The organism is Paraglaciecola sp. G1-13, from assembly GCF_055809255.1.
The window spans coordinates 1,300,646-1,315,249 of the sequence record NZ_CM147903.1 but is presented as its reverse complement, the minus strand read 5'-3'; the positions used below and the strand labels follow the sequence as shown (position 1 = coordinate 1,315,249).

The window sequence follows — 14,604 nt, the reverse complement described above, 5'->3', positions numbered from 1 at the left end:
ACCCTTTTTTCCTGATGGTCATTTACCTGAGCGTTTTTCACCTATCTTACGGTTAGTCCACGCTAGGCAAGGTATAGCGAAATTGCGTGTGCTCTTGCCAACGCTCTGCTAACTGCAATAGTTGATTATCACTGCCCAAAGGACCGACAATTTGCATTCCAGCGGGTAACGGATTATCACTGAGCATGGGTAAAGACACCGCCGGCAAGCCCGCTTGATTGGCAAAACTGGTTAAGTCGGCTTGATTGGCTGGCACGGGCTCTTCAAACGCAAATGCCCGTTGTAAAACAGTAGGCATCAATATCGCGCAGCCTTGTTTGAACAATTGACGCGCAAATACTTTAGCGTTATCCAGAACCCGTTCAGACTGCATCATATCCATAGGAGATTTTCGTTCGATATACGACAGCATGCCGCGCATATATTCTGAGAACTGTTGCTGGTTGTTGGCCCAATCCTCTTGGTGTTCAATACGCATATCGGCTTCGCACAGCAGCAAACCCGCTCTTCGGGCTGCACCAAAGTCGTATCCTGAAAAATCAAAATACTGAATACTAAACCCTAAGTCTGTGAACGCCGTTAAATTAGTGGCAAAGTCAGCAGTGATGTCTGATGCAACGCCTAATTGTTCTAAGTTCTCAGGTACCAGTAATACTTTATTGTCAGTGTACGACAGGCGATTAAATGCGCTGAAATCAATAGAGGAAGCACAGCCTTCATCGAAGGCTTTCATCACACTGAGCGCTAAGGTTAAATCTTTTGCTGAGCGGGCTAGCGGGCCGATATTGTCCATTACTCGGCTGCACGTCACAGTGCCGTGATTACTCACCGCTCCGCGACTGGGTTTGAAACCAAAAATACCGCAATATGCCGCAGGGATACGCACCGAGCCCATGGTATCAGTACCCAGTGACAATCCCACCATACCAGAGGCCACCGCAGCGGCTGAACCGCCAGATGAACCGCCCGGGGTATAGCCATGCTTATGGGGGTTGTGGCAATCTCCAAAATGCTCGTTTTGATTGGTGGCGCCAAGCGCGCCCTCGTGCATATTAAGCTTGCCCATCACCTGAACGCCGGTTTGCTTTAAACGGCTGACCACAAACGCATCTTGTTTAGCTTGGCGCCCGACTCGCGTCGCCATGCCTGCTGTGGTAGCAAAACCTTGCACATCAATATTGTCTTTCACGCCAATACAAATTCCTTGGAATAAGGACTTATCAAAAGAAGAGTTTTGCTCAACATTCGGCATGGCGTAGCTGATAAAGGCATTTATCGACGGATTGACACGTTCGATGAAGCTATGTTGCTCGGTTGCTAACTCTTGAGCCGAGATTTGTTTATCTTTGATGAGCGCAATATGCGTACTCACGTCTTGGCTGAGCAGTGCGATATCCATTACTTAAACCTGCTGTCGATTAAACGTATAGGTTTCTGCCTTATGTCTACTTGAGTTAATGGGGTCAGCTCGCCTTCCCCTACCAAAGCCACCTTCACTTCAATGCCTATTTTGCGCTTCAGCACATCAGCATAGGCAGGCAACAAGGCATCTCGCTCACCAAGGGGAGTAGACACTTCAGCGGTCACAATCATCTCGTCACGTCCGCTCGCATCGCGAACAGCCTCGCAAATGAACTCCCCCAGAAACTCAACTCGCTCGTCAAGCATTGGTCCAACGCCTTGAGGGTAGATATTAATACCGCGCAGCTTGACCATATTGTCAGAGCGTCCCATAAAACCTTTGATGCGCTTAAACGGCAGATTAAGGCTGTTTTCACCTACCACTTCTTGGGTGATGTCGTGGGTGTTAAAGCGGATAATTGGATACACATCGTCTTTATAAAGGCACGTTACCACCATGTTTCCGGTTTCACCGGGCGCTACCGGCTCGTTGCTATCGGTATCAAGCAATTCTAAATACTGGGCATCTTCCCACACGTACATGCCGCAGTGATCAGGTCCCTCTGCGGCAATAGTGCCGGTATCACCAACTCCATACCAATCGAATAGCTCAGGGTTACCCCAGGTTTTAGCAATACTTTCGCGGCTTTCCATGCCTAAATGGCCAATGATCATATCGATTTTAATGTCTTTACCAGGAATTAAGCCTTCTTCTTTAGCCACATCAGCTAGGCGCTTAATATAATCAACAAACCCAACCAGTACGTTTACGCCAAAGGTTTTCATTAAATTAACTTGTTGTACCGAGCGTGTTTCAACCCCTGTGCCCGCTGATAGAAACATTGAGTTAGTGTATTTAGTGACAGCTTCGCGAATGTAGTGACCGCCGTTGATCATGCCGTGACCGTAGCAAGATTGAATCGTAGCTGCGGGTTTTAACCCCATAAAACGGTACGAGCGCGCCACTAACAAAGACTGTATTTCTCGACTTTTAGGCCCAAATAACAAAGGTTGCGGCGTACCTGTAGTACCGCTCGTGGTATGAAATACCAAAGGTGGGCGCTGCTCAGGCGGTATGCCATCAAGCCCATGAAAATCACCAATCGGGGGGTACTGATCCACACTGTCCATGATGTCTGACTTTGAAATAAGCGGCAGCTTTTCAATATCATCAAGGCTTTGAATATCCTCTGGTTTAACGCCAGCATTGCCCCAAATGCGCTGATAGAAAGGGATCTCCCAGGCGCGTTTCACCACGTGCATAAAACGCTCGTTCTGCAGTGCTTTGAGCGCGCTTTTACTCATCCCTTCAAATTGCTCAAATACGGCATCCCCCAATGGGTAGTCTTGCAGCATTTGGCTGTAATCGAATGATTCGAAATAGGTTGGGTATGTGGCCTTTTTTACGTTCCCTGAAGAACGACTAGGGGCTTTGTTTTCTGTGCTTGGTGCGGTATCAACCATATTATTCATTTCATTACCTATTACTGACGAGTGCTTCAACTAAGTTATTAATATTCGTGATCTGCTCGAGTTGGTCTATGCGTTTTATCAAAAAGCCAATATCAGCATCGTTAAAAGGCACAATGGCGCTGTTGCAAGCGGCGCTAAATTTAATTAATTGCACCTCACGGCCCAGAGGATTTTGCGGGCTGCCCAATACGTGTTGCAATTCAACACTGTGCTTTACCCCTGAATTTAAGGTTACTGACACACTGACAGGCGCTAACGCATTTGGGTCACTAACGGCATTTAAGTGGGTATATACTTTACTGCCTAGCGCTAAACGCTCTGCATCTTGTAAACACTCAGGTTCAAAATCGACTACCCCAATGTCACCGGTGAGTAATGCGCTGGCGGCAATATAGCCGTTACACAATTTGGCGTAGCTTGCGTCCATCCCCTCTTTGATGGGCCGACCGACTAATTTGTTGATCAAAGGGGTACCGTATACATCAACGCGGGCAACATCTTGCGCTGAAAAACCATGCTGCTTTTGCAGTTGTTGCAAGCCATCAATGGTGCCGTGGCCAGCTCTCCCAGTAGGAAAAGGTTTATGACTGACACGCTCTATTTGATACTCGCGGCCAAGTTTTTGCACCAGAGGCTGGATATCAAAACTGTCTTCGAATAAACGAAAGTAACCATAGGGGCCTTGCAAAATATCTTTAGGGCCTGCAAACCCTGCTTGTGCCATATCTACTGCGCGAATAGCGGCTGAAGCATTTATTCCTATTTGCATAGCCAACATAGGCGAGCCTTCCACATGAGATTGCATGGTGCCGCTCATTTGGCTGTACGCTATGCCAAGGGCGTTTTGCAGTGTTTCGCCTTTCATCTCTAGCATGGCACTCATGCCAGCAGCGGCGCCTAAGCAGCCGCAAATCGACGGGCGAAAAAACTTCAAGCTCGAGGTGACACACTCACCGATTAAGGTGGCCACATCGACTGCTATTACCACACCTAAAATCAGTTGTTTACCGGACAAATTGTGTTGCTGGGCATACGCCACCAAAGATGACAAAATCACCGCCATTGGGTGAACCACCGCTGGCTCATGCACGCAGTCCCATTCTTGATTATGAATTTGGTAGCCATTTACGGCTGCAGCTGACACCGCAGGTAGCCATTCGCCTGTAGCCCACACTTGTGCTTGATGCCCCTGCCCCCACTGGCTCACCGCTTGTTTTATCTTCGCGACATTTTCTATTCGCGAGCCACTTAACCCAACTCCAATGGAGTCCAAAATAAAGGTCTTCGCCGCGTTGACAGTTGACGTAGGCAAGTCTTCAAAGCCCGTGCTTTCAATATGTTGCAATAATAATTCAATGGCATCAGGAGCATTTTCTATAGACGCGGTGCTCATAGGAAGAGGATTAACAGGCGTATCGCTCATAGACTAAAGACTCTGTAATGGGCGCAGCAGCGCGGTAAGACTGGAAATTGGCGCAGATTGTGACCAATCGAATGTGCATAACTTAGCAATGTTGTCCTCTGTCATACCAGAATGGCTAAGCAGCATATGCGCTTTTTTATGACGTTGGGTTTGACTCAAAGGCTTTTCGGGGTCACCTAACGTATCTTGCTGACTGCGCACAATCTGCTGGCCATTTTTCAGAGCCACTGTGCACTTAGCGCCAAAATGCTGGGGATACGCCGATTCTATATGCTGATCCACGCGTATGTTGATAAGCCCGCGCAACATACTGCATTGTTTGTCTTCAAAGGCTGTTTGCGTGTAATGCTCAAGTTGAGGTTCCCCCCAGAGTAAAATAGCGGCCAAGGCGTGTTGGATGCTGAATTTTGCTTGCAGGCTGGTTTGTGGGGTTAACCGGTCACAAAACACTTGCGCGTCTTGATAAACCCCCACATCGACGCGCTCGATATCGTTTATATCCATTGTGCCTTCTTTCAGTATTTCCAGCAGTACGTCCATCGCACCATGAGCATGGCGACACGCCGGCCAAGGCTTAAAGCTGCAATCATATATCCGCCAACTTGATTGCTTAGCGAGAAATCGCTTAGGTGACGCATCATCAGACAGCGCGTTAAAAATCCCCTGAGGGCCTTCAAGAATATATTCAGGACCAGATAAATTTTGCTTAGCCATATACGCCGCCATCACACCTGAGTGGCACGCCTGTGCATTATGCCACTGCTTAGTGAGGACCTTTTCATTGCGCATTTGCCACAAGCCGCCCGTAGAACTGCCCGCATTGCCTATCGCCCAAAGCGCTTGTTGCTGAGATAATTTCAGTATCGTAGACGACGCAAGCGCGGCACCAAGCGCACCGCAGGTGGCTGTATTATGAAAATAACGGTAATGGCTACGCCCAATGGCTTCGCCTAGGCGAATGGTCAGCTCATAACCCTTAATGATAGCCGTTAAAAAAGACTCCAGTGTGCAATCCATTTGCTCAGCAACCGCCAACGCCGCCGGGATAATGACCGGCCCAGGATGCAATATTGAGCTGCGATGAATATCGTCCATTTCCAGCACATTACCTAGGGCACCGTTGTGCTGGGCTGCGTTTTGCATAGTCGTTTTTTGCCCACCGACCGCTGAGCACTTGCCGCCTTCATCGAGGGCGAGTAAGCCTTGATAAGCGCGCCCCGCATCAGACAATTTACCTAAGTTGGCACACGCCAACCAATCCAGCACATGTTCCCCTGCTCGGGCAAGGTCTTGCTGGTTGATAGGCATTTGATCAATGTCAATTAATAGCTGTTTGCTGAGTGAAAGTGTCATTGGCAAGTTACTTTAATTCCTATACTCTTCAATTTGTCCGGACATATTTATAACAGGTATTTTTTCGTTATTCGAATAACCATTGAGGATAAATGACTAAAATCAAATCGCTACCCACTAAACATACTTTGCCTAAATATCAAGATATTGGGGAAACGTTGATCAGCCAAATTTTAGCCGGTGAATATGCACTCAACACGCTATTGCCAACTGAAAAACAACTCTGTGAGCAGTTTTCAATTAGCCGCCATACGGCTCGTGAAGCCCTGCGTCATGTAGAAAAGACAGGCCTAGTGGAGCGCAAACAAGGCTCAGGGACCTTGGTAAAACGCAGCACCATGCCCGAGCAAATTAATCAGTTTATTAACTCAGTGAAAGACTTGTTGGCTTTTGGCCAAAATACTCGATTTGAAGTGCAAGTCAGTGACATGATCATCCTTGACGAGCAAATGGCTGAGCTACTCGATAGCGCAGCGGGGCAAGAATGCATACACATAGGCGGTGTGCGGTTTGAGCCCCATGATAAAAAACCCATCTGTTATTCGAATATCTACCGCCGACCACATCAAGATGAAGTGGATGAAAAACTCAAAGATACCAAAACAGCGATCTACGCTGTGATTGAAGCTTTAGATGATAAAAAAATTGGCAAAATCGAACAGCAAATTTCAGCTTGTCTTCTACCTGAGCCCCTTGCATCACAATTGGGAGCCACGGCAGATTCCGCCGCAATGAAAATTACACGCCGCTACTACTCTTTGAGTGACGACGATTTAATTCTGGTTGCCCAAAGTATTTATCCGGCGAAGCGTTTTAGCTTCACGTCGGTTCTTTATCCCAATAAGTGAGCAAAAACGCCATGTTAGTGCAATTTAACTGCATCGATCACCTACCTTCAATGCAAGATATACGGCTTGCGCAGTTGGGCGCACACCTTGCTTGGGTCGAAGAGAATATGGCAAACATTTGTGTCGCAGGCCCATTGAAAGATGACGGTAAAATTATTGGTTCGCTCTATGTACTTGAAACAGAAGATATCGATGAAGCAAAAGCAATTTTATTCAGTGACCCTTATTACGTAGCCAATATTTGGCAGTCAGTAGAAACACATGAATTCAATGCGTATGCAGGTAATTGGGTTGGCGGTAAAAATTGGCCAACATAAGCACTTTCCCTAGAAAGCACCCTAGTTTAATAAAAAGAAACCAAAGCATTTCCAGATAACAACAAGAAAACCAGGAGTTCCCATGCAATCAGTAACAGAATCAAGTGACAGCCCAATATCCAATGAGGGCAAACGAATGGGACATCCTATGCACTGGATAACCGTTTTTATCGCCATGATGTGTTTGTTAATTTCAAACGGCATGGTGATCACCGGCATCACGGCATTCGACAGTGCCATGCTCACTGAATTCAGCGATTGGTCCCGTGGTGATTTAAAACTGCGCGGCTTGATCACATTAGCGCTCACCGGCGTGCTAGCGCCCTTTGTTGGTATTTTAATCGATAAAATTGGGGTGAAATTTTTGGTCATGGTCGGTGCTGTCGTGCTTAGTCTGTGCTTCTATGCTTACGGCAATATCAGAGATATCTCTGATCTGTATTTGATACACGCAGCCTTTTCGATTGTGCTGCTGGCGTGTGGCCTAAACGTGGCCGTTATCTTGGTGTCAAACTGGTTCGTAAAATTACGCGGCACTGCCATTGGCATTGCGGTGGTCGGGACGTCACTTGGCGGTGCCGTACTCGCCCCCTTGTTTGGCTCTTGGTTGGCTGATGGCATGACATGGCGTGAGGGCATGCAGTTGGCCGCGCTGATTCCGTCAGCATTGTTCTTACTGGCGCTGTTCTTGCTGCGTAATCGCCCGACAGACATTGGGCTAAAACCTTTTGGCTTTTCAGGTGAAGCGAGTGCACCTGGGGCTGATTTATCCCAGCACGGGTTAACCTACAAAGAGGCTATCAAAACGCGTTCGTTTTGGTCTATTGCCTTTATTGCCATGTTTACCTTTTATACGATCATGGGGTTTCAGGCGAACTTGGTGCTGCACTTAATGGATTTAGGCTTTACTTTGCAATCTGCCGCAGCGGGTCTGAGCGTATTATTTGTCCCCGCACTGATAGGTAAGTTTTTGTTTGGTTTAGTGGCGGATAAAATTACTGGTAAGCGTGTGCTTTATACAAACCTGCTACTGATGCTAACAGGCTTAATAGGCATGCTATTCGCGGATAAAGATAACGTGCTGATTGCCATAGGATTAATTGGCTTTATGTGGGGTGGTTTTTACACCTTGCTGCAATTAAACGCCGTGAATAACTTCGGTTTGAAAGCCTCAGGCAAGTTGCTGGGAACGATTACCGTGCTCGATGCATTCGGTGGTGGACTGGGCATTTATGCCACAGGCGCAATATACGATGCTTACGGTAGCTATCAAAATGCCTTTATGATCTTCTGCGTATTGGTTGCCTTGTCTGTGGTCCTTATCAGCCAAGTAAAAAAACACGTTTAGCCCCATTGCAACACCCCTAGCGTTTTACTCCATTGCGCTGGGGGATTTTCCACTATTACCTCTGTAATCACTACCTCCACATACTCGCGACCTATACATCCCCCCCAACGTTTATGTGCTTACACCTTTTGAATACGCGTTGACGATTTGTTCATGTTAGCTCTCTTCAACACACCGTTCACACGTCTTGGGTAAAACGTCATAATTTCAGTCATTGACTAAGTATCAAGCATAAAAAAAGCGACCCTAATTTCGAGTATTAGGCTCGCTCGTTGCTTCTATTTTTATTGCTTTCATTTATGGCTTTTCTTTATAGCGTTACTTTACAAATATTGCGCTAAAACCACCAAGGGGATGGCACGCCAGTGTTGCGAATATAGGCCTTTTTACGGGTAAAACGCCTGATTGATTCAGCGCCCATACGCGAGCCACCTAAGCCTGAGTATTTAAACGATTGCTTTTCTGCTTCATGGATCAAAGCTGTTAATGAAGCATCGTTAATGCTCACAGCGCCTGCCTCTAATTGGCTGGCCAGTTGCTTGGCATAGTCCACATTCTGGCTAAATACCGCTGCCGATAAACCAAACTCGGAGTCATTCGCCATCACAATCCCCTGCTCGTCGCTATCCACTATGGTCACAGGTAAAATAGCAGCGAAGGTTTCCTGACTTACGATATCCATGTCCGGTGTGACGTCAGTTAGCACCGTAGGTGCGCAGTAACGCCCCCCGCCTAAATTAAGCACCTCACCACCACATAAAATCGTCGCACCTTTATCTTTTGCGTCTTGCAGCTGAGCCTCAACAATGCCCACCTGCTTAGCTGAAATGATGGGGCCGATTTGCCCTTGCTGAATATCAGGGTAGTTATGCTTAAGAGCGTTGACGTTTTGCACTAGCGTCGTTAAAAACACATCGGCGATCGCTTTGTGCACATAAACCCGCTCAAGTGACATACAAGACTGCCCGGCATTGACCATGCTGCCCCAACACAGTGCTTTAGCGGCGAGCGCAGGATCTGCGTCATGGCATACCACTGCTGGGTCTTTACCGCCCAACTCTAAAAAAGCAGGAATAAATCGCTCAGCACATGCTTTGCCCACATGACGCCCAGTGGCCACGCTGCCGGTGAAACACAGTGAATCCACGGTATTAATAACACCTTGGCCTGTTTCCCCTGCACCGGTAACGAAACTAAGCACCTTATCTAAAGCCGGTACGCTTTCAAGCACGTCATTAAAAGGGGCGACGAACCGCGATGTGACTTCACTGGGTTTAATTAACACAGCACTGCCAGCCAGCAATGCGGGTATGGCATCCACGAGTGATAACAACAACGGGAAGTTCCACGGGCTAATGACCCCTACCAGCGGGTAAGGTAAATAATCTTGTTGTAATTCAATAAAGGGAATTTCTGCCGCCCACGATTCGCCTTTTGCTAAAAGCGTTGGGGCTTGCTTACACCAGCGATGTATCGCGTTTATGGTGACATCTACTTCCAGTTCCGATTCACTGGCACGGCCTGTGTCGTTAATAAGAGCAGCGACTAGTTTGGCTTTATGCTCGGCCATTTTACTCGCCAATTGCTCTAGTGCCGTTATTCGCCCGTTTAGCCCGCTCTCCCACCACGCTGCTTGTTGCTGTTTTAAATGAAGGGCGATGCTCGCGACTTGCTCAGTACTGAACACGGCTAACTCAAAATCTTCTTGGCCCGTGCGCGGATTAATCACGGCCATGGTTTGCATGCGGTTACTCATCTGAATGCTCCGGTAAAATCACCCCTGCTTCTTTCAGGTTTGCAATGCTGCTCATTTGCGTTTGAATAAAATGACTACGCTGCGGCACATTCACCTGCTGCTTTTCATTGAGCATGGTATTGGCCGGATACACCGCTTGGCTATAATGCTGGCTAAACAATTCATTACGTTGACGTGACAGAATGTTGCCCATACCCGGCTTATTGCGATAACGACGCAAGGCGGTGATATCAAGCTCAGCATTCGCCACCATGCTCTCGCCCATTCCCGCCTCAGCCATGACTCTGCCTTTGAAATCGACTAATTTAGACATGCCATCAGTGGACTCAGCGGGGAAATCAATATCGGCAATGCCCGCTGAATTAGCCGACACCACATAGGCTAAGTTTTCCACCGCTCGCGCTCGTTTGGCGATGTCTTTGGGGGTTAACTCAACCGAACCGACTTCTGAGCTACTGTGCAGCAACACCTCGGCACCATTCATCACCAAACAGCGGCTAATTTCCGGATATAGAATTTCTTCAGATGCCACACAAGCTAAATTACCAAGTTCTGTTTTGGCCACCGGAAACAAGGACGATTGGCCGTACACGTCTAAGTATTTATCCAGCACATCGTGGGGCGTGGGCGCAAACATCGACACCAAACGGCGGTAACGTAATATGCAATCACCGTTGGGGCCTAGAATAAAAGAGGTTTGAAAATACAAGTCTTTAAAGTGTTGATCTAACTCGTACACATTGCCCGACAAATACACTTGGTTTTTTTGGGCAATTTCGCTAAGTAGCTCATATTCTTTGCCATCTTGAGCAATTGCGCCTTTCTCCTTCCATTGAGCCAAGGATTCTCCCATAGGGAAGCTCGTGAGAAAATACTCTGGCAGCACAACCATTTTTACGCTGGGGCCAACGAAGCCTTTTGTGCCTTCAACATGCCTACCCACACGCCGAATATTATCGAATATTTTTTGACGAGCATCAGCCACGTTCAATTTGTTAACGGCAAAACAGCGGGTTTGCAAAGCAACAGCGGTATAAGCAATAGACATATTCTACTCCAAGGGGGTTTGTGACAGGCCGTCCATCAGCATGATGTTGAACTCACCAGTGCCTTCTCGATGTTTTTTTGCTTCTGCGTATTCTGGCGAGTCCCAAAATGCGTGCACCGCTTCACGACTGGGCCATTGAGACATCACGATACTTTTCGGCGCGCTCTTACCTTCAATTAATTCCGGTGCCCCCATCGCGATATAATGCCCGCCGAACTTTTTAATCAATGGAGGAACGGCTTGGGTGTAGAGCTTAAATTTATCCCAATCATGAACGGTTGCTTGGATAATCAAATACGCACTCATAGCACAACTCTTTTGTTGAATTTCGCTTACTTTAGCAAATACCACAACATATTGAAGTGAAAGAACTTTTAGTTCGTTCACTGTTTGATATTTGGCAATGGTTATCGCACTTAAGTGAGCACTAACCGCGGCGCTAATGCATGCTTTATTAAGACTGCGGCAGCAGTGACCCTTAAAAATCGATCAAAAAACACTCACAAATCGATTAACTTTCTAGCACTTTAGTTTAATAATGACTGGGCCAAATCCCTTAAAACAACATTAACAAAGTGGATGACAACTGTGACAAAAGGACAACACACAGATAGCCCTTTTAACAAACCACGCTCCCGGGGAATTCGAGCATCCCAGCAAAAATTGCGTACAGCGCAGTTAGCGGCTGGATTTAAGTCTCAGGCGGAGGTGGTTGATAAAATACAGCAAATAGAGGGCTTAAAGAAAGCACCGCGCTCTCTGGTAAGTCGCGTATTTCGTGGCGAATCAGTCGACCCCTTAAGTATTGAGCGGGTAGCAAAAGCGCTCGATGTGCAAGCATGGGCGCTGTATTTAGATTCAGCTGAAGTCGATCATCAGCCCAGTAGCGGTTTGCTGGAGAGTGATGACACATCTGGCATTCAGACCGATGAAGTTCCTCCCTCGCTCAGTGCGCAACACACACAAATGCAAACACCAACAAACAGTAAAATGCAGTCAGCCCCTCAGGCTGAACAAAACCTTAGAAAACCGTTTACTGTCAAAGCGCCCTCAGCGGATGACAGCCGCAGTGATGGGGATAACAGCCCTTCTCAACCATATACTTCTGAGCGAGCGCATCAAGCGCCCCCGAAAGAACAAGAGCAAGAGCAACGAAAAAATAAGCGCCTGCCCTTTTTGGTAATCACCCTGATAGTGCTGTTAGGCGTCTTAGTCATAGACCGATTTTGGCCAATGGATGTTGAAAGTTCTGCGGGTAACACATTGGCGGCTGTTGTTGATATCGACAATAAAGTGGTCGCTGTGATGCCGATTAAAGGCCGCAGAGGAGCAGATATAACCCGTAGCATTGAGCAATTACTGGCGGGCCCTACTCAACTGATTGTGGGTAGCTCAGCCCTTCATGCTGGCGTGCAAAGCCCTCAAGAATTATTACGCAGTAAAAAAGCGGACTTGGTGATTAGCGGTGAGCTAATTGAGATAGGTCGCTACATTGCGGTTCGCTTATTTTTATCTCGAGATGAAGATATGCAGCAAGTGTGGTCTGGGGTTTTCAGCCAGTCTTCTTCGCAACAGTATATTGAACTGCAGCTTAAAAAAGGTTTGAACACCTTGCTCACGAAACGTCCCATTGCAGATATTGCCGACTGGTATAGCCTGCAACGGTTCTTGAATGGCATGCAGCATTTTGAAGGTGAGCGTTCTGAGCAAGTTATTTTGCGGGCAATGGCTGATTTTCAGCGGGTGATTAGCAGCGCCCCAGATTTAGTTCATGGATACGCTGGCATGTGCGCGGCTTTAGTGGAACAAAACCTTGAAACTAGTGATAAAAATAACCTTGAAGAAGCATCCAGATATTGCTCAACTGGCTTAGAAATAGAGCCGGATTCTGTTTTTATTCAAAATGCACTGGGTAACTTGGCCCGTGTTAAGGGCGATTACCTAATTGCTAACGCACACTTTGAACAAGCCTTACATACGGACCCCAATGATATTACCGCTTTGCAAAAGATGGCTGAAAGCCAAATGCGCATCTTCTTAAAAAGCCGCGAGCCTGAACTTTTCTCGCGCATTTCATCTCAGCTAGCGCATGCAGCTGAGCTTGAGCCAGACAACTGGAAAATCCCTTATACCCAAGGGCGTGCTCATTATTTTAAAGGGGATCAATTGGGCGCTATCGAATATTTTTCCCGTGCAGCTGAACTGTCAGTTAATTATCAAACCTTAAACAACTTAGCGGCGTTACAGTTTTGCGTGGGTGATTTACAAAACGCCAAAACGCATTATCAACGAGCGTTAACTCTCAAACCGCAGCATGCAGTGTTGTTATCGAATATTGCAGTACTACACTTTTACCTAGGTGAAAGCCAACAGGCGTTGGATATTTTTGAGCCGCAAATTAAGCGCATCACCGAAGAGGGAGGCCCAGGGTTATATCAACTCTGGTCTAATGTCGCCGATGTTTATCGCACCCAAGGTAACTCGGAAAAAGCACTCCAGGCGTATCACAATGCTATGTCCGAGCTTGACCGTGAAGTAAGTAAAGGGGAAGCCAATGTCATGCAAAAAGCGTCTCGTTTGGCTATGTATATTTTGGTCACTGAACTGTCACCCGAGTTGCAAACCACAGAGCTCTTAGCCTCTTTAAAAAAACAAGCTGAGGCACTCAATGCAGCGGCGGACCCAGTATCGTTACATCAACTTGCTTTAAGTTGGTTGCACTTAGGTAATGAAGAAAAAGCCCGCGACTACCGCGATAAACTAAAGGCCATTTGCCCTGGGTTCGCGGCTTCACCTGACTTTAACATCCTAGAGCAAAAAAAATTAGCCCCCAAAAGAGAGACTTAAAACCGCTGAAACAAGCGTTTTTTCTCTCGATCCCTAGTCGTCGCTCAAAGCGCGCATAACCATGGCCGAACAACGTATCAGCTTGGTTTATGCCCTCTGTATCGACACGCTAGGGCTAATACTCCGATTAGGAATATGCCCCACGATGTCGGGGTTGGCACCGGCATGTTGTTTGTATCATCGACCACCGTAATTTGTGCATCGAACACGCTGATATCCATAGCCAACGCGTTTAAATCTGACACGATGAGATTATTAAAAGTAAGATTGCTGACGCCTGCACCACTGGCCATAAACGATAGCGTCGCAAACATAAACTCATTAGCCTGAGTGGATAAATCGGCCGCAAATGATACCGCGTAGGCATCAATGTGATTTGAATTTCCTGCTAAATCAAAAATATCAAACTCATCTAATGACGCATTTCCCACTGCGGAATTAAGGGAACTGACAGCATCGTTGAACCCAAGCAAAAATTCAAACCCGCCTACATCGACGTTTTCTAATCCTGAAAACCAGAGTTCGAAAATAATCGTATCGCCGATATTAACCGTTTCATTTACGTTACTTTGTGTGTTGTTAAACGATAAAATGGGCAGTGCATTCGCTGTTTTACATACTCCTGATAGCAAAACCGCCCCGAGGATTAGGTGTTTGAGCATGAAAGTGATTTTTGCATTTTTCAACATGAATATTCCTTATTTAACCTATTGAATTCGAGTTATTTTCTACATCTTGTGTGCTAAACGTTAGTTTGCTGACCATATGAGATAAAGCAGCACATCCTTGT

The 14,604-nt window shown here is 46.9% G+C and carries 12 protein-coding genes; 4 read left to right on the top strand and 8 right to left on the bottom strand.

Translation table 11 applies throughout. The features are described 5' to 3' along the window. Positions 1 to 52 precede the first annotated feature (52 nt). The 4 genes from AC0L6N_RS05530 to AC0L6N_RS05515 are packed head-to-tail and all read right to left on the bottom strand — an operon-like array spanning position 53 to position 5,650. On the bottom strand, positions 53 to 1,399 hold the full coding sequence (locus AC0L6N_RS05530; RefSeq protein WP_473479659.1) for an amidase: 1,347 nt from the start codon (positions 1,397 to 1,399) through the stop codon (positions 53 to 55). Further along, positions 1,399 to 2,874, bottom strand: coding sequence for a phenylacetate--CoA ligase family protein (locus tag AC0L6N_RS05525; protein ID WP_473479657.1), 1,476 nt, complete (start codon positions 2,872 to 2,874; stop codon positions 1,399 to 1,401). Before AC0L6N_RS05525 ends, AC0L6N_RS05530 begins: the two co-directional genes overlap by 1 nt. 4 nt (positions 2,875 to 2,878) lie before the next feature. Further along, on the bottom strand, positions 2,879 to 4,297 hold the full coding sequence (locus AC0L6N_RS05520) for an MmgE/PrpD family protein (protein ID WP_473479655.1): 1,419 nt from the start codon (positions 4,295 to 4,297) through the stop codon (positions 2,879 to 2,881). Between the two features lie 3 nt (positions 4,298 to 4,300). Further along, positions 4,301 to 5,650 carry an MmgE/PrpD family protein gene (locus AC0L6N_RS05515; RefSeq protein ID WP_473479654.1) on the bottom strand — a complete coding sequence of 450 codons (1,350 nt, stop codon included), beginning with the start codon at positions 5,648 to 5,650 and terminating at the stop codon, positions 4,301 to 4,303. Positions 5,651 to 5,742: 92 nt separating this feature from the next. Here AC0L6N_RS05515 and AC0L6N_RS05510 point away from each other — a divergent pair, with 92 nt between their 5' ends. From AC0L6N_RS05510 to AC0L6N_RS05500, 3 genes are all read left to right on the top strand, one after another. Continuing rightward, on the top strand, positions 5,743 to 6,498 hold the full coding sequence (locus AC0L6N_RS05510; RefSeq protein WP_473479651.1) for a GntR family transcriptional regulator: 756 nt from the start codon (positions 5,743 to 5,745) through the stop codon (positions 6,496 to 6,498). Positions 6,499 to 6,509: 11 nt separating this feature from the next. Beyond that, positions 6,510 to 6,815, top strand: a complete 306-nt coding sequence (locus AC0L6N_RS05505; RefSeq protein WP_473479648.1) for a YciI family protein — start codon at positions 6,510 to 6,512, stop codon at positions 6,813 to 6,815. A gap of 82 nt (positions 6,816 to 6,897) precedes the next feature. Next, positions 6,898 to 8,163: an MFS transporter gene (locus AC0L6N_RS05500; protein WP_473479645.1), complete on the top strand. Its 1,266-nt coding sequence runs from the start codon at positions 6,898 to 6,900 to the stop codon at positions 8,161 to 8,163. A 337-nt stretch (positions 8,164 to 8,500) separates the two neighbouring features. Here AC0L6N_RS05500 and AC0L6N_RS05495 read toward each other — a convergent pair whose 3' ends face one another. Genes AC0L6N_RS05495 through AC0L6N_RS05485 form a run of 3 tightly spaced genes read right to left on the bottom strand, consistent with a single transcriptional unit; the run spans position 8,501 to position 11,273 of the window. Continuing rightward, positions 8,501 to 9,919 (bottom strand): aldehyde dehydrogenase family protein, encoded by a 1,419-nt coding sequence (locus AC0L6N_RS05495; protein WP_473479643.1) that lies wholly within the window; start codon positions 9,917 to 9,919, stop codon positions 8,501 to 8,503. Next, on the bottom strand, positions 9,912 to 10,967 hold the full coding sequence (locus AC0L6N_RS05490; protein ID WP_473479640.1) for a nitrilase-related carbon-nitrogen hydrolase: 1,056 nt from the start codon (positions 10,965 to 10,967) through the stop codon (positions 9,912 to 9,914). The genes AC0L6N_RS05495 and AC0L6N_RS05490 overlap by 8 nt, the downstream gene beginning before the upstream one ends. Before the next feature lie 3 nt (positions 10,968 to 10,970). Continuing rightward, positions 10,971 to 11,273 carry a DUF1330 domain-containing protein gene (locus AC0L6N_RS05485; RefSeq protein WP_473479637.1) on the bottom strand — a complete coding sequence of 101 codons (303 nt, stop codon included), beginning with the start codon at positions 11,271 to 11,273 and terminating at the stop codon, positions 10,971 to 10,973. Positions 11,274 to 11,546: 273 nt separating this feature from the next. Here AC0L6N_RS05485 and AC0L6N_RS05480 point away from each other — a divergent pair, with 273 nt between their 5' ends. Continuing rightward, positions 11,547 to 13,814, top strand: coding sequence for a tetratricopeptide repeat protein (locus AC0L6N_RS05480; RefSeq protein WP_473479635.1), 2,268 nt, complete (start codon positions 11,547 to 11,549; stop codon positions 13,812 to 13,814). A gap of 77 nt (positions 13,815 to 13,891) precedes the next feature. Here AC0L6N_RS05480 and AC0L6N_RS05475 read toward each other — a convergent pair whose 3' ends face one another. Continuing rightward, a complete protein-coding gene (locus AC0L6N_RS05475; protein ID WP_473479631.1) occupies positions 13,892 to 14,503 on the bottom strand; it encodes a PEP-CTERM sorting domain-containing protein in 612 nt (203 codons plus the stop codon). Positions 14,504 to 14,604: the final 101 nt, after the last annotated feature.

What these genes read in the sequence shown, in the direction of transcription:
- AC0L6N_RS05485 (WP_473479637.1), bottom strand. Translation starts at nt 11,273, where the DNA reads ATGAGTGCGTATTTGATTATCCAAGCAACCGTTCATGATTGGGATAAA.
- AC0L6N_RS05490 (WP_473479640.1), bottom strand. Translation starts at nt 10,967, where the DNA reads ATGTCTATTGCTTATACCGCTGTTGCTTTGCAAACCCGCTGTTTTGCC.
- AC0L6N_RS05480 (WP_473479635.1), top strand. Translation starts at nt 11,547, where the DNA reads ATGACAACTGTGACAAAAGGACAACACACAGATAGCCCTTTTAACAAA.
- AC0L6N_RS05495 (WP_473479643.1), bottom strand. Translation starts at nt 9,919, where the DNA reads ATGAGTAACCGCATGCAAACCATGGCCGTGATTAATCCGCGCACGGGC.
- AC0L6N_RS05500 (WP_473479645.1), top strand. Translation starts at nt 6,898, where the DNA reads ATGCAATCAGTAACAGAATCAAGTGACAGCCCAATATCCAATGAGGGC.
- AC0L6N_RS05515 (WP_473479654.1), bottom strand. Translation starts at nt 5,650, where the DNA reads ATGACACTTTCACTCAGCAAACAGCTATTAATTGACATTGATCAAATG.
- AC0L6N_RS05520 (WP_473479655.1), bottom strand. Translation starts at nt 4,297, where the DNA reads ATGAGCGATACGCCTGTTAATCCTCTTCCTATGAGCACCGCGTCTATA.
- AC0L6N_RS05525 (WP_473479657.1), bottom strand. Translation starts at nt 2,874, where the DNA reads ATGAATAATATGGTTGATACCGCACCAAGCACAGAAAACAAAGCCCCT.
- AC0L6N_RS05530 (WP_473479659.1), bottom strand. Translation starts at nt 1,399, where the DNA reads ATGGATATCGCACTGCTCAGCCAAGACGTGAGTACGCATATTGCGCTC.
- AC0L6N_RS05475 (WP_473479631.1), bottom strand. Translation starts at nt 14,503, where the DNA reads ATGTTGAAAAATGCAAAAATCACTTTCATGCTCAAACACCTAATCCTC.
- AC0L6N_RS05505 (WP_473479648.1), top strand. Translation starts at nt 6,510, where the DNA reads ATGTTAGTGCAATTTAACTGCATCGATCACCTACCTTCAATGCAAGAT.
- AC0L6N_RS05510 (WP_473479651.1), top strand. Translation starts at nt 5,743, where the DNA reads ATGACTAAAATCAAATCGCTACCCACTAAACATACTTTGCCTAAATAT.